12 protein-coding genes and 1 pseudogene are annotated in these 16,541 nt (G+C 47.5%); 8 read left to right on the top strand and 5 right to left on the bottom strand.

The genetic code is table 11. From position 1 onward, the window contains the following. The coding region (locus A1D16_RS18430) for a hypothetical protein (RefSeq protein ID WP_290712233.1) at nt 1–356 on the top strand (356 nt) is incomplete at its 5' end. Nucleotides 357–377: 21 nt separating this feature from the next. After that, nucleotides 378–610, top strand: a pseudogene (locus tag A1D16_RS18425) (4a-hydroxytetrahydrobiopterin dehydratase). On the opposite strand, the gene selD reads toward A1D16_RS18425, so the two are convergent. The 4 genes from selD to A1D16_RS18400 form a co-directional block, all read right to left on the bottom strand. Beyond that, complete coding sequence (gene selD, locus A1D16_RS18415; protein WP_290712231.1) at nt 611–1,666, bottom strand: selenide, water dikinase SelD; 1,056 nt, start codon at nt 1,664–1,666, stop codon at nt 611–613. A 2-nt stretch (nt 1,667–1,668) separates the two neighbouring features. Continuing rightward, complete coding sequence (gene mnmH, locus A1D16_RS18410; protein WP_290712230.1) at nt 1,669–2,691, bottom strand: tRNA 2-selenouridine(34) synthase MnmH; 1,023 nt, start codon at nt 2,689–2,691, stop codon at nt 1,669–1,671. Nucleotides 2,692–2,772: 81 nt separating this feature from the next. After that, complete coding sequence (gene rho, locus A1D16_RS18405; RefSeq protein ID WP_290712229.1) at nt 2,773–4,497, bottom strand: transcription termination factor Rho; 1,725 nt, start codon at nt 4,495–4,497, stop codon at nt 2,773–2,775. A gap of 243 nt (nt 4,498–4,740) precedes the next feature. Beyond that, a complete protein-coding gene (locus tag A1D16_RS18400; protein ID WP_290712228.1) occupies nt 4,741–5,727 on the bottom strand; it encodes a 2-hydroxyacid dehydrogenase in 987 nt (328 codons plus the stop codon). A 76-nt stretch (nt 5,728–5,803) separates the two neighbouring features. Between A1D16_RS18400 and asnS the strand changes: the two genes are divergently transcribed. Further along, nucleotides 5,804–7,240, top strand: a complete 1,437-nt coding sequence (gene asnS / locus A1D16_RS18395) for an asparagine--tRNA ligase (RefSeq protein ID WP_290712227.1) — start codon at nt 5,804–5,806, stop codon at nt 7,238–7,240. A gap of 120 nt (nt 7,241–7,360) precedes the next feature. Further along, nucleotides 7,361–7,921 carry a biopolymer transporter ExbD gene (locus A1D16_RS18390; RefSeq protein ID WP_290712226.1) on the top strand — a complete coding sequence of 187 codons (561 nt, stop codon included), beginning with the start codon at nt 7,361–7,363 and terminating at the stop codon, nt 7,919–7,921. Here the strand turns inward: A1D16_RS18390 and A1D16_RS18385 are convergent. Continuing rightward, the gene (locus tag A1D16_RS18385; RefSeq protein WP_290712225.1) at nt 7,911–8,945 is read right to left on the bottom strand and encodes a DUF3089 domain-containing protein; all 1,035 of its coding nucleotides are present in this window, start codon (nt 8,943–8,945) and stop codon (nt 7,911–7,913) included. The two genes, A1D16_RS18390 and A1D16_RS18385, sit on opposite strands and share 11 nt — an antisense overlap. A 40-nt stretch (nt 8,946–8,985) precedes the next feature. On the opposite strand from A1D16_RS18385, the gene A1D16_RS18380 reads away from it, so the two are divergent. The 4 genes from A1D16_RS18380 (at nt 8,986) to A1D16_RS18365 (ending at nt 16,436) form a co-directional block, all read left to right on the top strand. Continuing rightward, the gene (locus A1D16_RS18380) at nt 8,986–9,930 is read left to right on the top strand and encodes a 2-oxoglutarate and iron-dependent oxygenase domain-containing protein (RefSeq protein ID WP_290712224.1); all 945 of its coding nucleotides are present in this window, start codon (nt 8,986–8,988) and stop codon (nt 9,928–9,930) included. A gap of 74 nt (nt 9,931–10,004) precedes the next feature. Then, nucleotides 10,005–13,451, top strand: a complete 3,447-nt coding sequence (locus A1D16_RS18375; protein WP_290712223.1) for an amidohydrolase family protein — start codon at nt 10,005–10,007, stop codon at nt 13,449–13,451. Between the two features lie 305 nt (nt 13,452–13,756). Then, complete coding sequence (locus A1D16_RS18370; protein ID WP_290712221.1) at nt 13,757–14,125, top strand: PadR family transcriptional regulator; 369 nt, start codon at nt 13,757–13,759, stop codon at nt 14,123–14,125. A gap of 28 nt (nt 14,126–14,153) precedes the next feature. Continuing rightward, entirely contained in the window at nt 14,154–16,436 is a 2,283-nt protein-coding gene (locus A1D16_RS18365; protein WP_290712219.1) for a PspC domain-containing protein, read from the top strand. Nucleotides 16,437–16,541 lie beyond the last annotated feature (105 nt).

Here is a 16,541-nt window from a genome sequence, read left to right as displayed (position 1 = left end):
GTATTTATACGCAAACCGGCAACGAACTTGTGTATTATTTCTGGATCTCCTTTAATAAAATTGAATTTCCCGCACACCTGGATGCCTTTCATACCCTTCATTTAGGACCAACAGAAGCCTATTTGTACGATGGTTATTGCCATCCTGGTTACCGGGGTAAAGGCTTTCATGGGTTTGCAGCGGTTTACCTCATGAACAAAGCTTTTGAAGCGGGTAAAACAAAGGTTATTACCATTATCCGGTCCATTAATCGTTCGGCCATTGTGTCTCAGGAAAAAGTAGGCTTCCGGGCAAAAAAGGAAATTCGTTTTAAGGGATTCAGGTCCCATATCACCAGCACCATTAAAAACCTGTGATCAATTTTTAAACTCATTTTTATGTGGCAGGAAACCGAAAACAGTTTATACCGGAAATTCAGCTTCACTGACTTTTCCGAAGCATTTGCATTTATGACCCGGGTGGCACTGGCAGCGGAACAGATGAATCACCACCCCCGCTGGACAAATGTCTGGATACCGTTGAAATCTGGTTGAACACCCATGATGCCGGAGATCGCATAACCGAAAAAGATCACAAACTGGCCGCCAAGATCGACCAGTTACTTGCCTGATCAGATAAGTGTTACGCGGTAACTGCCAGACGCCTGTAGTTCCCCGATCGGCTCTATATAATTGGCCAACCCGCTTGCCGATAAAATTTCCTGCACCTCTTCCCGGGCTTCCGGGGCGGCAGCAATCAATAAGCCTCCATTGGTTTGAGGATCGGCTAATAAACCGGTAACCAACGCATCCTGCAGGCCGCTTTCGTTTTGTACCTTATGGAAATAGCTGGCTGCATTTCGTTTGGTGGCTCCGGGTTGGATGCCTTCTTCCAGGTAAAAGCGGGCTCCTTCCAATAAAGGGATCGCATTCATCCGGATCCGGGCATGCAAACCAGCTCCTTCTGCCATTTCTATCAGGTGGCCAAGCAGGCCAAAGCCCGTTACATCCGTCATTGCATGTACTCCTTCCACATTTCCCAAGGCCGCCCCGGCTTTATTTAACTGAATCAGCTGATTCAGCAAACCTGCATAATGAAGCGGCGAAAGTTTTTTCCGTTTCTGGGCGGTGGATAAAATACCGGTACCAATGGATTTGGTAAGAAACAAAAGATCTCCCGGTTTGGCGGTATTATTCTGCTTTAAGTTGGCTACAGCCACCAATCCATTCACTGCCAGCCCAAAAATAGGTTCGGGCGAATCAATGCTGTGGCCGCCTGCCAGGGGAATTCCTGCTTCTGCGCAAATAGCCCGGGCCCCTTCCAGCACTTTATTGGCAAGCTCTGCCGGCAATTTATCAATGGGCCAGCCTAGTATAGCGATGGCCAAAACCGGTTTTCCTCCCATAGCATACACATCACTGATGGCATTGGCAGACGCTATTTTTCCAAAATCTACGGCATCATCCACAATGGGCATAAAAAAATCCGTGGTAGAAATAAGTGCCTGCCCGTTACCCAGGTGATAAACCGCCGCATCGTCACGGCTCTGGTTTCCTACCAGCAGGTTCTCAAAGTTTTCAGCAGGTTTTGCCTGGTGAAGGATGGTATCCAGCACACTGGGGGCTATTTTACAACCACAGCCACCACCATGCGAATAGGCTGTTAAAGCGTAGTCTGATAAATTCATTGTTAGGGAAGATTCGTTAATAGTAGTTGGGTTAACCGATCGGGATCTGCATTTGCTGCACTGAGCTGTACAATAGCAGGTGCCTGCGAGGAACGGCTCGACAATCCCTTCCGGTAAAATTTATCGTAATACTTTAATAATATGCGAAACGCATCGGCTGTTTTGTTTTCAATTAAAAAGCCAATAGCCGTTTTGGTTTCGAGTCCGCCTAATCTTTTTTGTATTTTAAGCACGCCGTTAATCAATTCTTCTTTAGACGCTTTGCCATATTCCCGAACAATATAGTTCAGCCGTTCTTCAAATGGGATATCCAGAAAAAAACAAGGCGCTGCCCGCATCTGGTTATAAAAGGGCTGCGGAATCAGTACAGACCCGATACGCCAGCTTTCATCTTCCAGCCAGCATTGGTTGAACTGGTTTTTCCTTATTTCCATACCCAGTAAGTTTTCAAACATCTCCTGGCTGGGTTGTTCCTGCAAACCAAGGTGACCAAAGGCAGAGCCTTTATGACTGGCAAGTGCTTCGAGGTTTATTACAGGTTCTCCCAGGCGCTGCAGTTTTTCGAGTACAGCAGTTTTTGCACTGCCGGTATAGCCACCCAAAATATGAAGCCTGGCCGGCAACTGAAAACTTTCTACTATGTATTGCCGGAAAGATTTATAACCGCCGATGAGCGTATACACACGGAAACCATACAAATCAAGCAACCAGGCCACACCGGCCGATCGCATACCTCCTCTCCAGCAATGTACCAGCACCTGTTTTGTGTTCATGGATTCCACCTGCTCCACCAAGGCCCTTAGCTTGGGACCGAAATAGTCCAATCCTATTTTAATTGCTGTTTCCCGGCTTACTTGTTTATACGCGGTGCCTACTTCCTTGCGTTCCTCATCCGAGAATAACGGCAATGAATATGCGCCCGGAATATGGGCATGTGTATATTCCGACGGACTACGTACATCCAGAACGGGAATGCTGGCAGACAATTCAAGGAATGCTGAAAGCTCTATTGGTTGAACAGCCATATTGCGTAAAATAGCACTGTTATATTACAAAAAAAACTGGTCTGCAAGAGCGGACCAGTTTGCGGGTTGATTCAGTTATTATCAGCCATTCATACTGGCCAGGAATTCTTCATTGCTTTTGGTTCCTCTCATGCGTTTCAACAATTCTGACATAGCTTCTTCTGTATTCATATCATTCAGGTAAAGCCGTAAGAGGTTGATACGTTGTAATACATCCCGATCCAGGAGCAGGTCATCCCGGCGGGTAGAGGACGCAACCAGGTCAATAGCCGGATAAATACGGCGGTTGGCAAGGCGGCGATCCAACTGTAACTCCATGTTACCGGTACCTTTAAACTCTTCAAAAATCACTTCGTCCATTTTTGATCCGGTATCTATAAGAGCAGTTGCCAGGATGGTTAATGATCCGCCATTTTCAATTTTACGGGCAGCACCAAAGAACTGTTTAGGCTTTTGCATAGCATTTGCTTCCACACCACCACTTAACACTTTTCCGGAGGAAGGCGCTACTGTATTATGCGCCCTTGCCAGCCTGGTGATAGAGTCGAGCAGGATGATTACATCGTGGCCACATTCTACCAGTCGTTTTGCTTTCTGTAAAGCAATTGCAGAAACCTTTACGTGTTTTTCTGCCGGTTCATCAAAGGTAGAAGCAATTACTTCGGCTTTCACGCTTCTTTCCATATCGGTAACCTCTTCCGGGCGCTCATCAATCAACACCACCATAAGATAACATTCGGGGTGATTAGCCGAAATGGCATTGGCCACTTCTTTCAGCAATACCGTTTTACCGGTTTTTGGCTGGGCTACGATCAATCCACGTTGTCCTTTACCGATGGGAGCAAAAAGATCAATCATCCGCGTACTGTACCCGTTGGGTTCAGTAAAGAGGTTGAGTTTTTCGAACGGAAACAGCGGGGTCAGGTAGTCAAATGGTACCCGGTCACGTACATCTTCCGGAGAACGCCCATTAATGGTATCCACTTTTAATAAAGCGAAATATTTTTCACCCTCCTTAGGCGGACGTACAGACCCGTTTACGGTATCACCCGTTTTGAGTCCGAATAATTTTATCTGGGAAGGAGAAACATAAACATCGTCGGGAGAAGAAAGATAGTTGTAATCACTGCTGCGAAGGAAACCATAACCATCCGGCATCATTTCCAACACACCTTCTGCCGGGATAATGCCGTCGAATTCAATATTGAACAAATCTCTTTCACGGTCTCTGCGGGGTTGTTGAAATTGAGGCTGCCGCTGTTGAACGGGCTGCTGCGGGGGCTGAGCTTGTTCCTGTTGCGGAGCGGGGGCTGTTTGTTCAGCTGAAACAGCATTTATATTCGGCGCCGGTGCGGCAGCTGCTTCAGGAGCAGCTGAATCATTGGTGTTGGCATCCTGCAGGTCGAGCTGCGAAACCGGGGATTTATCTTCCGCCTTTTTTCTGCCTCGTTTGGCGGGCTGTTTATCCTGCGGTGCAGTTTCCTTTTGGTCGGCCGGGCGCGAAGCGGGCTCTTCCTTTTTAGCAATGGACTTCCGGGGTTCGGGCTTCCGGGGTTTTTCCGGTTCTGATTCTACAATGGCTTCCTCGGTTGAATTACCCGTTGTTGCCTTTACAATACGTTTGCGTTTTCCCTTATCCGCCTGGTCGTTTCCCTTGGTTTCACTTGCCATAACAGCCTGCTTGTCGAGGATTTTATAGATTAATTCCTGCTTGTCAAGTTTTTTCGCATTGGAAATTTTCAGTTGCTCCGCAATATCGAGCAACTCTGGAACGAGCATGTCGTTCAGTTGCAGAATGTCATACATACTAAGACTTGTGCGTTTTGTGAGATTTCAATCAGCCTTGCTTGTTGAAAAAAATCGAAAATTGATGATTGGTTGGGTGTACTACAAGTGAGAAGTTTGGTGAGCTGGGGAAGAACTAATCAGCTTGTTTCCGACTGCAATTTTAGGCTAAAATGGTCAGAATCAAAAAAAATCGCCTGTCTTTTTTCAGTGGGAGTTGAATTTCAGGTGATTACCCCCTAAAATTATGGTAGAATCACCAGGTCAGCGCCTTATTTCATGGATCAATGGCTGCTTATTAAAATAGGCCCGGATGCTGTTTAAGGTGGTATGCGCTATTTCACTCAACGCTTCCTCCGTGAAAAATCCCTGGTGAGAGGTAACCAGCACATTCGGAAAACTGGTAAGCAGCATGATCTGCTCATCCCGGATAATTTCTTCACTCCTGTTGTAAAAAAACAAATGCTCTTCCTGCTCGTAAACATCAATACCCAGGTAACCGAGTTGTCCGGATTGCAGGGCCGATATAACCGCCGCCGTATCAATCAATGCACCCCTGCCGGTATTGAGCAACATGGCACCTCTTTTCATATGATGAAGTGTTTCTTGGTTGATGAGGTGGCGCGTTTGTTCGTTCAGCGGACAATGAAGCGAAATAATATCCGACAAGGCCAGCAGGTCGAGCAGGGGCAAATACTCCACACCTGCAGCTTCCAGCTCGCGGTTGGCAATCAGGTCAAAAGCCAGTACCCGGCAGCCAAATCCTTTCATAATTGTACAGAATACCTGACCGATCTGGCCCGTTCCTACCACGCCCACCGTTTTACCAGCCAGGTCAAAACCCGTGAGGCGATCCAGTGAAAAATTGCCATCGCGCACCCGGTTATACGCTTTATGGGTTTTTCTGTTTAAGGTTAGCAGCAATGCTACGGCAAATTCTGCAACAGCATGTGGAGAATAGGCAGGCACCCGCACCACCCGGATACCCAACCCGGCAGCTGCAGGCAGGTCTACATTGTTGTACCCGGCGCAGCGCAGGGCCACCAGCTCAGTGCCACCGGCTTTAAGCGTTTCCAGTACGGTAGCATTCAACTGATCGTTGACAAAAGCGCAGATAACGGGAAATCCTTTAGCCAGTCGGGCAGTTTGCGCATTCAGCTGGGCCTCGGCATATTGCAGGTCGAGGTCGCTTCCAAAGCGGTTGAAATAGGTTTTGTCGTACGGTTGGCTCGAATAGAATAAAACGTTCATACTACATAAAGTGCTGGTGAAAGAAGAACTGCTAAACAGGGAATCGGCTTATCTTTGCCGACCTTAAACAGATGTCATGTTCAACAATCGAGTAAAAATAAGTCATTTGCTGACCTGGGAACCGGCGCAGCAGGAAGTTACTGTAATGGGATGGGTACGTACCTTTCGCAATAATCAGTTTATTGCCCTGAATGATGGCTCTACCAATACCAATTTACAGGTGGTTGTTGAACTGGGTCAGCTGGACGATGCGTTCCTAAAACGTATTACCACCAGTGCGGCCCTAAAGGTTACCGGAACAGTGATCCCCTCCCAGGGAAAGGGACAAAAACTGGAAATCAAAGCGGCAGCCATCGAAATTTTAGGCGATTCTGATCCGGAAAAATATCCGCTGCAGCCTAAAAAACACAGCCTGGAATTCCTCCGTGAGAAAGCCCATCTGCGGTTCCGCACCAATACTTTTGCCTCAGTTTTCCGTATCCGGCACAGCCTGGCCTTTGCCGTGCACCAGTTTTTTAATGAGCGGGGATTTCTTTATTTACATACGCCCATCATTACAGCATCGGATGCAGAAGGTGCCGGGGAAATGTTTCGGGTAACAACCCTGCCTTTTGATCATCCACCCCGCCTGGAAGACGGCAGTATCAATTTCAAAGAAGATTTCTTTGGTCGCAGTACCAACCTGACGGTAAGCGGACAATTAGAAGGAGAATTAGGCGCCACAGCATTTGGTGATATCTATACGTTTGGTCCTACTTTCCGTGCTGAAAATTCCAATACTACCCGCCACCTGGCAGAGTTCTGGATGATTGAGCCGGAAATGGCTTTTTATGATCTGGAAGACAATATGAACCTGGCGGAAGCCTTTATCAAATACATCATTGGTTATGTGATGAAACATAACCGGGAGGATATTGAATTCCTGGCCGGCCGGTTGGCAGAGGAAGAAAAACAATTGCCCGCCGATAAACGCAGTGAACTGGGCCTGGTTGAAAAACTGGAATTTGTCCTCAACAATGATTTTGAGCGGATCACCTATACCGAGGCAATTGATATCTTATTACAATCGCCTGCTTATAAAAAGAAAAAATTTCAATACGAGGTGAAATGGGGGGTTGATATGCAGAGTGAACACGAGCGCTACCTGGTAGAGAAGCATTTCAAGAAGCCGGTGATCGTAACAAATTATCCAAAGGATATCAAGTCATTTTACATGCGGTTGAACGAGGATAATAAAACAGTGGCTGCCATGGATATACTGGCGCCGGGCATTGGCGAAATTGTAGGAGGCAGTCAGCGGGAAGAGCGGCTGGATGTGCTGGAAGCCCGGATGAAAGACATGGGTATACCTGCTGATGAGCTGTGGTGGTACCTGGATACGCGCCGCTTTGGCACGGTACCGCATGCGGGTTTCGGACTTGGGTTTGAACGAATGGTGCTCTTTGTTACCGGCATGAGCAATATCCGCGATGTAATTGCTTTTCCCCGCACACCTAAATCAGCCGAGTTTTAGTGCTAGACGTCAGATACATGTTAGAACGCTGTTAGAGAGACGTCAGACAGGTGTAAGACACCTGTCTGACGTCTTTTATGGAAACACTGCCCGCCTGCATCATAGGAAAAATTTACTCTTATGGCAGAACTAACCAGCAATACGACGGAAAAAACTAAAAAATCCGGCGTAGCCCGTAGTAAAAAACTCTCCACCCGCGTAGACCTTACCCCAATGGTTGACCTCGGCTTCCTGCTCATCACATTTTTTATCTTTACCACCGCCCTCTCTGACAGCACCGCCATGAAATTTAAACTTCCGGCAGACGGATCACCTACCAACGTCGGCAATAGTACCACCCTTACCCTCATACCCACAGAAAATAATGAGCTCATCTATTTTCATGGCCAACTTCCCGACGCCATCCAAAACAACAGGATCGGAAAAACAAGTTTTCAACCGACCAACGGACTCGGAGACCTTATTCGCCAAAAAAGAAAAACCCTAACGGACATGAACAGGGTAAAAGACTTTACCATCCTCATTTACCCGGATGAAATCGCCTCCTACAAAAATATCGTAGACGTACTGGATGAAATGCTGATCAATGCAGTGCCCACCTATTGCCTCTCCGACGATAAAAACACTATTTCCGCCGCCAAACAGGCATTGCAGCACCCGGTGCTGCCTTCTACTGATTAGCCCAATAAGACCGAACCCGCAGAGCAAGGTTTTGCCGGATATTCATATAAAATAAATTGATATCCCCAATGTGATAGTTCTTCGATTTATACAGCCAGCTGCCCGGAAACCGCGGGCGGCTGATCCATAACAAATCCCCATGCACCTGTGCATCACTTACCCGGTAATATATTTTTTTAAAATTTCGCAACACAGCACCCTTGTGCAGTTCCACATTAGCAATACTGCTGTCGGTTGTCCAGCTCAGCGGATTAACCACAACCGATTGTCGGAATGCCGAATCATAGGCCGGCTCAAAACCATGCCGGAAGGTTCGCCAACCAAGATAACATCCCGTTTGAACAGAATCTGCGCATACAGCTACCTGTGAAAAGTAACCAGGTTCAACCGGGTACCCGATTAAATACGCTGCTACCAGCTTTTTACGCAACGCCTTTCCTTCAAAAAAATCGCGCATTAATTGTTTGGCATGAAACGTTCCCTGGCTATGTGCTGCAAGGATTATTGGCCGGCCCTGGTTCCAGTTATCGAGGTAATATTGAAAGGCTGCCCGGATATCTTGGTACGCCCGTTCCAGCGCAATCGCAGCCTTCTCTTTATCAGCGGTATAAAAGCTGTGGATATGTGCCTGCTGATACCGCGGCGCATAAAGGTTATACGTATTGAACACACTCGCCTGTAAACGGATGGTACTGATATCGGTTCTATGGTTCAATTGATGATCCTGCAAATCGGCATTCCAGTGACCATTGAAATCGCCCGTAAACGTAGTGGGATGAATAAAGAACACATCTACAGAACTATCTCTTTCATAAGCTGCTGTCAGGGGAACAGGCAATTCATCCGACGGATCTGTTTTTTGCGGAAGCGCTGCCCAATTATTTTGTTGGGTAAAGTCCGTTACCCGGAAGTGATCAGCACTTGCAGCAACTGCTTGTTGAACAGGTTTGGGCGCACAGGAATGCAGGGAAAGCAACGCCCCTAAGATCCAACCCGTATTTTTCAGGGATTTAATTATTTTCACTGCTCAAAATAACTCTTTTCTCCTCTATAAACCATTGCAAATGGCAATTCCTGTTGTAAACCTCGCAGATTTTCTGGGCAATGACCAGGACCAGAAAAACCAATTTGTACAACAATTAGGCAAGGCCTATGAAGAAGTAGGTTTTGTAGCAGTAAAAAATCATGGTATACCAGATGACCTGATTGCTGATATGTACAAATATGTACAACAGTTTTTTTCCATGCCATTAGAGAAAAAAAAGAACTACGAAATTCCCGAATTAGCCGGACAACGTGGATATACCTCCTTCGGAAGAGAACATGCCAAAGGAAGCGAAGCACCCGATCTCAAAGAGTTTTACCAACATGGCCAAACCGTTTCAGCAGCTATTCCGGAAAAAGACGAATACCCTGAAAATGTTCAGATTCACGAAGTGCCTGGCTTTACCGACACCTTTAACAAAGCCTACCGCGCATTTGAAAAATCAGGAAAATCCTTATTGCAGGCAATTGCTCTTTACCTCGGATTGGAAGAGCATTTCTTTGATGAGCATATCACAGACGGCAACTCTATTCTCCGGGCCATTCATTACCCGCCTATAACACAGGAACCCAAATCTGCCATCCGCGCTGAACAGCATGAAGATATCAACCTGATTACCTTACTGGTAGGTGCAAGCGCAGACGGACTTCAAATTCTTACCCGCCAGCAGCAATGGGTGGGGGTAACATCCCTGCCCGAGCAAATTGTCGTAAACGTGGGTGATATGCTGCAGCGATTAACGAATAATAAACTACGATCCACCACCCACCGGGTAGTTAATCCGCCCCGGGAAATGTGGCATACAAGCCGTTTCTCCATTCCTTTTTTCCTGCATCCGAAGAGTAAAATGAGCCTTGCCTGCCTTGCTTCCTGTATTGATGCGGAACATCCGAAAGCCTATCCCGATGCTACTGCAGGGGCTTATCTCGACGAACGCCTGCGTGAAATCGGCCTTAAAAAATAAGCCCCCCGACCAAGGAAAAAGCAGCAGGTATATGGGTTATAATGCGTAAATTCTGGACCTAAATCCTAGTTTTTATGCGTCTGTATCAACTGCTGACGGCTGCATCGGCCTGCACCTGCTTTTTATTTAGTGCCATTCATTCGGCGGCATCTCCTTCTCCCGCAAACCTTTACCAGCAGCCGCTTTCTGATACTACCAAAAAAGACAGCTTACAGTATACGCCATTCAAAAACCTGCCCTTAAAAACGGCCAGGAATATCCCGATAAATACCACCGAAGGTACCTGGCTATCGGTTGATATGAGCCCCGATGGCAAAACCATCGTATTTGACCTCCTGGGCGATTTGTATACCATCCCCGCTGACGGGGGAAAAGCTACGCAAATTACCCGGGGAATGGCTTTTGACACACATCCCCGGTATAGTCCGGATGGCAAACGGATCCTGTTTACCTCCGACCGCAGCGGCAGTGAAAATCTCTGGTACATCGACCTGGAGAAAAAAGATACTGTTCAGCTTACCAAAGACAATAATGCCAATTTTCCAAGCGCCGCCTGGACACCCGATGGCGAATACATTGTTTTTTCCAAAGGCCGCATCATTGTGCAACTTTATATGATCCATAAAAACGGAGGGGGAGGTGTGCAGCTGATTGATGCCCCCGCCTCCCTTAAAACCATTGATCCGGCCGTAAGCGCAGACGGCAGGTATATCTATTTCTCCGCCAGAAATGGAGGCTGGAATTATAATGCCTCCCTGCCCCAGTACCAGGTAGGTGTCTATGACCGGGAAAAAGCCCGGTATTTTACGTTAACCGATCGATATGGTTCTGCCTTCGCACCCGTCCTCTCCAAAGACGGTAAATGGATGGTGTATGGTAGCCGCTACGAAGACAAAACAGGGCTTGTCCTGAAAAACCTGCAAAACGGACAGGAATCCTGGCTCATTTACCCTTTCCAGCGCGATGAACAGGAAAGCATCGCCACCATGGGTGTTTTACCCGGCATGTGTTTTACGCCCGATAGCAAAGCCCTGATTGCATCAACCAATGGAAAAATCAAACGCATTCCCCTGGACGGAAAGCCCCCTGTTGATATTCCTTTTCGGGTAGAAACGCAGCTGGAGCTCGGTCCACAACTGGATTTTCAATTTCCAATTACCGATACCTCCCACGCCCTCATTACACAAATCCGGCAGGCAGTTCCGTCACCCGATGGAAAAAAACTGGCTTTCACCGCCTTGAACCGGCTTTATGTAATGGATTACCCAAACGGACAACCGAAAAGAGTCAGCACCAATAATTTCACCGAAGCCATGCCCGCCTGGTCACCGGATGGGAACGACCTCATTTTCAGCACCTGGACTCCCCAAGGCGGCCATATATACAAAGTAAGTAGTCAGGGAAAAAAACCCATTCAGCAATTGACAAAAGAACCGGGTCTTTACCAGTTTATGACCTATACCCCCACGGGAGACCGGATTGTTTTTCAGCAGGCTTCTACAGAAGTTTATCAGCAGGCTATCCGCCCATCTTATAACAGCTCGGAAGAGGAGTTGGCCTGGATCCCCGCTAATGGCGGCAACAGCACGGTCATAGACAAGGCCATGGGGCGCTACCAGCCCCATTTTGCAGGCAATAACAACCGCATCTACCTTACCCAAAACGGGCAACTGGTTTCCATTCAGTGGGATGGCAGCGATGAAAAAGTACATGCCAAGGTTACCGGCATCACTACCTATGGAATCAGTCATTTTCAAAACGGCAACCCCCAGGTAGACGCCTGTATTCTTTCAGAAGCAAATGCAGCTGCCATGGAAATGCAGCTGCCCTCCAATGCTTCGCAGATCCGGATGGCCCCGGATGGAAGCAAAGCTCTGGCCCAGATCAATAATGAATTGTACTGGCTTACCATTCCACAAACAGGAAAAACCGTTCAAATTAACCTGGCCGATGCCGCTGCTGCTGCCTTCCCGGCTAAAAAATTAACCACTATTGGGGGAGAATTTCCTGCCTGGTCCGGTAACAGCAAACGAATTCACTGGTCGCTCGGCAACACGCATTTTATATACGATTTAGAAGCAGCGCAGCGCATAGAAGATAGCCTGGAAACAGCCAAAAAGCTGCGCGCTAAAGAAAAACCTGCCAGCGATTCCAGTACCCTTACCAAGGACAGTGCGGCGCTGGCTCAAAAAAAGGCCGCCGCCGAAAAAGAAGCACCTGGTTACAAGCCGGTTGAAACAGCTATCCGGATCTATTATGAACGGGATCTTCCAAAAAGCACCCTTGTTTTCCGCAATGCACGCATTATTACTATGAAGGGGGATGAAATCTTTGAAAACGGCGATCTCCTGGTGGTCAATAACCGCATTAAAGCGGTTGGCCCCGCGGGCAGCCTTAAAATTCCGGCCGGCGCAAAAGAAATAGATGCCCGGGGAAAAACCATCCTGCCCGGGTTTATTGATACCCATGCCCATATGTGGCCCAACTGGACCATGCACAAAAACCAGATCTGGATCTATGCCGTTAACCTGGCATACGGGGTAACCACCACCATGGATCCTCAAACAGGTACCACCGATGTTCTTACCTATTCCGACCTGGTGGAGGCCGGGCAAATGGTAGGCCCCCGGATTTACTCCACTGGTCCGGGTGTGGGGTTCTGGTCGTATAATGTAAAAGATTCTGCCCAGGCCGAATCCATCCTGCAGCAATACTCCCACTACTACCATACCAACTATATCAAAATGTACCTGACCGGCAACCGGCAACAACGGCAATGGATTCTCAATGCTGCCCGGAACCAGGGATTGCATCCCACTACCGAAGGAGGATTGAATTTTAAGCTGAACATGACCAACCTGATCGACGGCTACCCCGGCCATGAACATTCCCTGCCTGTTTATCCCCTCTATAAGGATGTTACCGGTACCATTGCCAAAGCACAAATGGCAGTTACGCCTACCTTACTCGTTTCCTACGGAGGGCCCTGGGCAGAAAACTATTATTTCCAGACCGAAAATCCTTATCATAATAAAAAAATGCAGCGGTTTATGCCCTATGAGGAACTGGCCGCTAAAACCAGGAGAGTACAAGGCTGGTTTCTACCGGAAGAACATGTATTCCAAAAACATGCGGAAAGCATGAAAGCACTGATTGACCAGGGTGCCCTGGCAGGAATTGGCAGCCATGGCGAATTCCAGGGGCTTGGTTATCACTGGGAACTCTGGTCGATGCAAAGTGGCGGCATGAGCCCCCATAATGCCCTTAAAACTGCTACCATCCTGGGGGCCAAAACCCTGGGCCTGGATAGCAGCCTGGGCAGTATTGAGGCCGGCAAAATTGCCGACCTGGTAATTATGGATGCCAATCCACTGGAAAATATCCGGAACTCCAATACGGTGCGCTGGGTGGTCAAAAACGGCCGGCTCTACGATGGCAATACCGCCGATGAGCTCTTTCCCCGACAAAAACCCCTGTTGCGCGATGAGTTTTTTACCGGCACCATAGCCCCTAACCAGTAAAAAATTCGCCACTCGGCACTGGGATTTGACCGTTTATCATACGGCGAAAATTTTTTTTTACTCCTCTATATTTAGCGCAATCCGCTTCCAGCAAGCGTTTCGCGCTAAACCAGTTATTGTTCAATCAAAATTACCTTCCTTAAACCGGTACTTTATTTTGCATAGTACTGAAACTTTGTATAGATTTGTGTTGTCAAAGGTATAGAACAGGGCTGGTGGCCGTTGGCGAATGAACCTTATCCAAACACTTAAACCTTATCCCCCTTCGCCTTCACCGCCACCAGCCCTTTAAAACAAAAAATGCCATGAACATAGAAAACACTCAAAGCCAAATGCGGAAAGGGATACTGGAATTCTGTATCCTGTCTATCATCCGCCGAGGTGAAGCCTATCCAAGTGATATCGTGGATGAGATGCGGGCAGCCAACCTCCAAATCCTGGAGGGCACGCTTTATCCACTGCTTACCCGACTCAAAAATGCCGACATGCTCACCTACCGATGGGTGGAAAGCAATTCCGGCCCGCCGCGGAAATACTTCTCCCTCACCGAAAAAGGAGACGCTTTTTACCAGGAACTGGAAGCTACCTGGGTAGAACTGGCCAACGGAGTAAAAGCATTAACCAGCAAATCCGAATCACTTCCATCAGTACCCGATAATCCAACAACCAACTAATACTTCAACCTGCTAATACTTATCAATTATGAAAAAGGTCATCAATATAAACTTCCACGGTCGGGTGATTCCCATAGAGGAAACCGCTTTCGATCTGTTGAAGCAGTATACCGAGAGCCTCCGTCGTTACTTCTCCAATGAAGAAGGTCGCGATGAGATCATCAACGATATCGAAGGCCGGATCGCCGAACTTTTCTCTGACCGTTTAAAAAAAGGAGCAGTATGTATTACAGATGAAGACGTACATACCATCATTGCCAACATGGGCCGCCCCGAAGACCTGGAAGCTGCCGAAGCCGAACCTTTTACCGCAACCGGAATGGGTAGCAATACCGGATCCACCCCCAATCAGTCGGCTGGCTACCAGGGTAGCAGCTCTACCGGAACCGGAAACAGCTCCGGCACAGGATCCGGCTTCAGCGGTAACACCTATAACAGTGGAAATTTCAGGAGGGGAAACCTGTACCGCAATGCAGACGATAAAATACTGGGCGGGGTGTGTAGCGGCCTGGCCAATTACCTGGGCATTGACCCGGTGATTATGCGAATCATATTCGTATTGCTGGCCGGCGCCCTGTTCTGGGTATATATCCTGCTCTGGATTATTGTGCCCTCTCAATCACTCAGCTCCAATATCACCAAACGCCTTTACCGCAACCCCGATGATAAAGTAATTGCGGGTGTTGCAGGCGGACTGGCCGTATACTTTAACATCGCCTCCTGGATACCCCGGCTGATTTTTGCCCTCCCCCTTATCCTGGGAATTATTGGTAGTGGTTTCAACGCCTTTTTCTGGGATTGGGATTTCATGATCGGTCCACGTATTATTTCAGGTGGATTGGGTTCTACCTTGTTTGTTGTGTACCTGGTTCTCTGGATTGCTGTACCTTTTGCTACTACGGCCGCTGAAAAGCTGGAAATGAAAGGTGAACGCATCGACCTCAACTCTATTCGTGATACCGTTAAAGGAGACCTCGAATCGTTTAAAACCCGCGCCCAGAACTGGGGTAACGAAGTAAAACATACTGCCCAACAGTTCAGTACCCATGGTAAAGCATTTGCTGAAGAAGCAGCACCCGTTGCACGCAGGGCAGGTTCCGGATTGGGAAATATCATCGGCATATTGTTCAAAGCCTTCTTTCTCTTTATTGCCGCAATCATTGCTATCTCCCTGTTTGCTGCCTTACTCGGTATCCTGTTCAGCGGAATGGCCATCTTCCCCATCAAAGATTTCTTCCTCGAAGGGTTCTGGCAAAACAGCCTCGCCTGGTCAAGCCTGATTCTTTTCATGGGTGTGCCTATCATTGCGTTAATTACCTGGCTGGTACGTCGGATCATGGGCGTAAAAAGTACCCATAATTACCTTGGTTATACATTCGGCGGACTTTGGATAATCGGCTTGTTCAGCTTTATTTTCCTGGCAGGATTAATGGCCCGCAACTTTAAAAACCGTGCCGGTATCGAGCATACCGTAAACATCAGCCAACCCAGCAACAACAAGTTATTTGTAGAAGCCGTGGGTAACAATGTACGGTATTACGGCGACGATTGGTTCGGAATTGAATGGGATGAAGATGCTCCGTTCTATGGCATCAACCGCGATAGCCTGATGCTGAAAACCGTTCGCATAAACGTGGTAAAAAGCAACGATAGTAATTTCCATGCCTATACCATCAAATTCAGCCGCAGCAATACCAATAATAAAGCAAAAGAACTGGCCGAGCACATCGAATTCCCGATTACCCAAACCGACAGTATTTTGAGACTTCCCAAAGGATTTGTAATCACTGCCGGTGATAAATTCCGCAACCAGCAGGTACTGGTGGTAATTGAAGTACCAATCGGTAAAAAAATTGAACTCGACCGTAGCATCGAAGATTTCGAATGGTTCAACGTAAACATGAACCGTAGAAGAGGTTTCAATGTTAGCTGGGACAATAACTGGGACAATTCCTATTCCTGGGACAATAACATCGAATACATTATGACCCGCGACGGACTAAAACGGGCAAACGATTTCTCGGAAAAAGAACTGAAAGAAGGAAAGTTCAAATTGAAAATTGATGACGAAGGTGTTATCATTGAAGGGGAAGGAGCGTTTAAAGACAGTAATAAAGGATACGAATACAAAGGGCCCGATAAAAACAGGCCCGCCAAAAAAGATTCCACTAAAGTAAAAGCAGAGATTTCGGTATCAAAAAATGAGGACAATGGTTCCGGCTTTCTGCCCTCCATGCATTCCTTATCCTCTATTCCCAGTACAGAATTAGATGCAAGTCCACTGGTTATTTTAACCTCCCTCTTACGCTAAAACACCCCTGATTCTATATACCAACCCGGCCGCCGCATCGATGAGATGGAAGGCGGGGTTGAAGTTGGAACATCCCCGCCTTCTCCAGGCGGGGATTTTTTATTT

Origin of the sequence: Flavihumibacter sp. CACIAM 22H1 (assembly GCF_001601815.1) — a bacterium.
In the GTDB taxonomy this organism is placed as follows: domain Bacteria; phylum Bacteroidota; class Bacteroidia; order Chitinophagales; family Chitinophagaceae; genus Flavihumibacter.
Note: the sequence above shows the minus strand (reverse complement) of the source record. Positions and strands in the feature narration are given on the sequence as shown.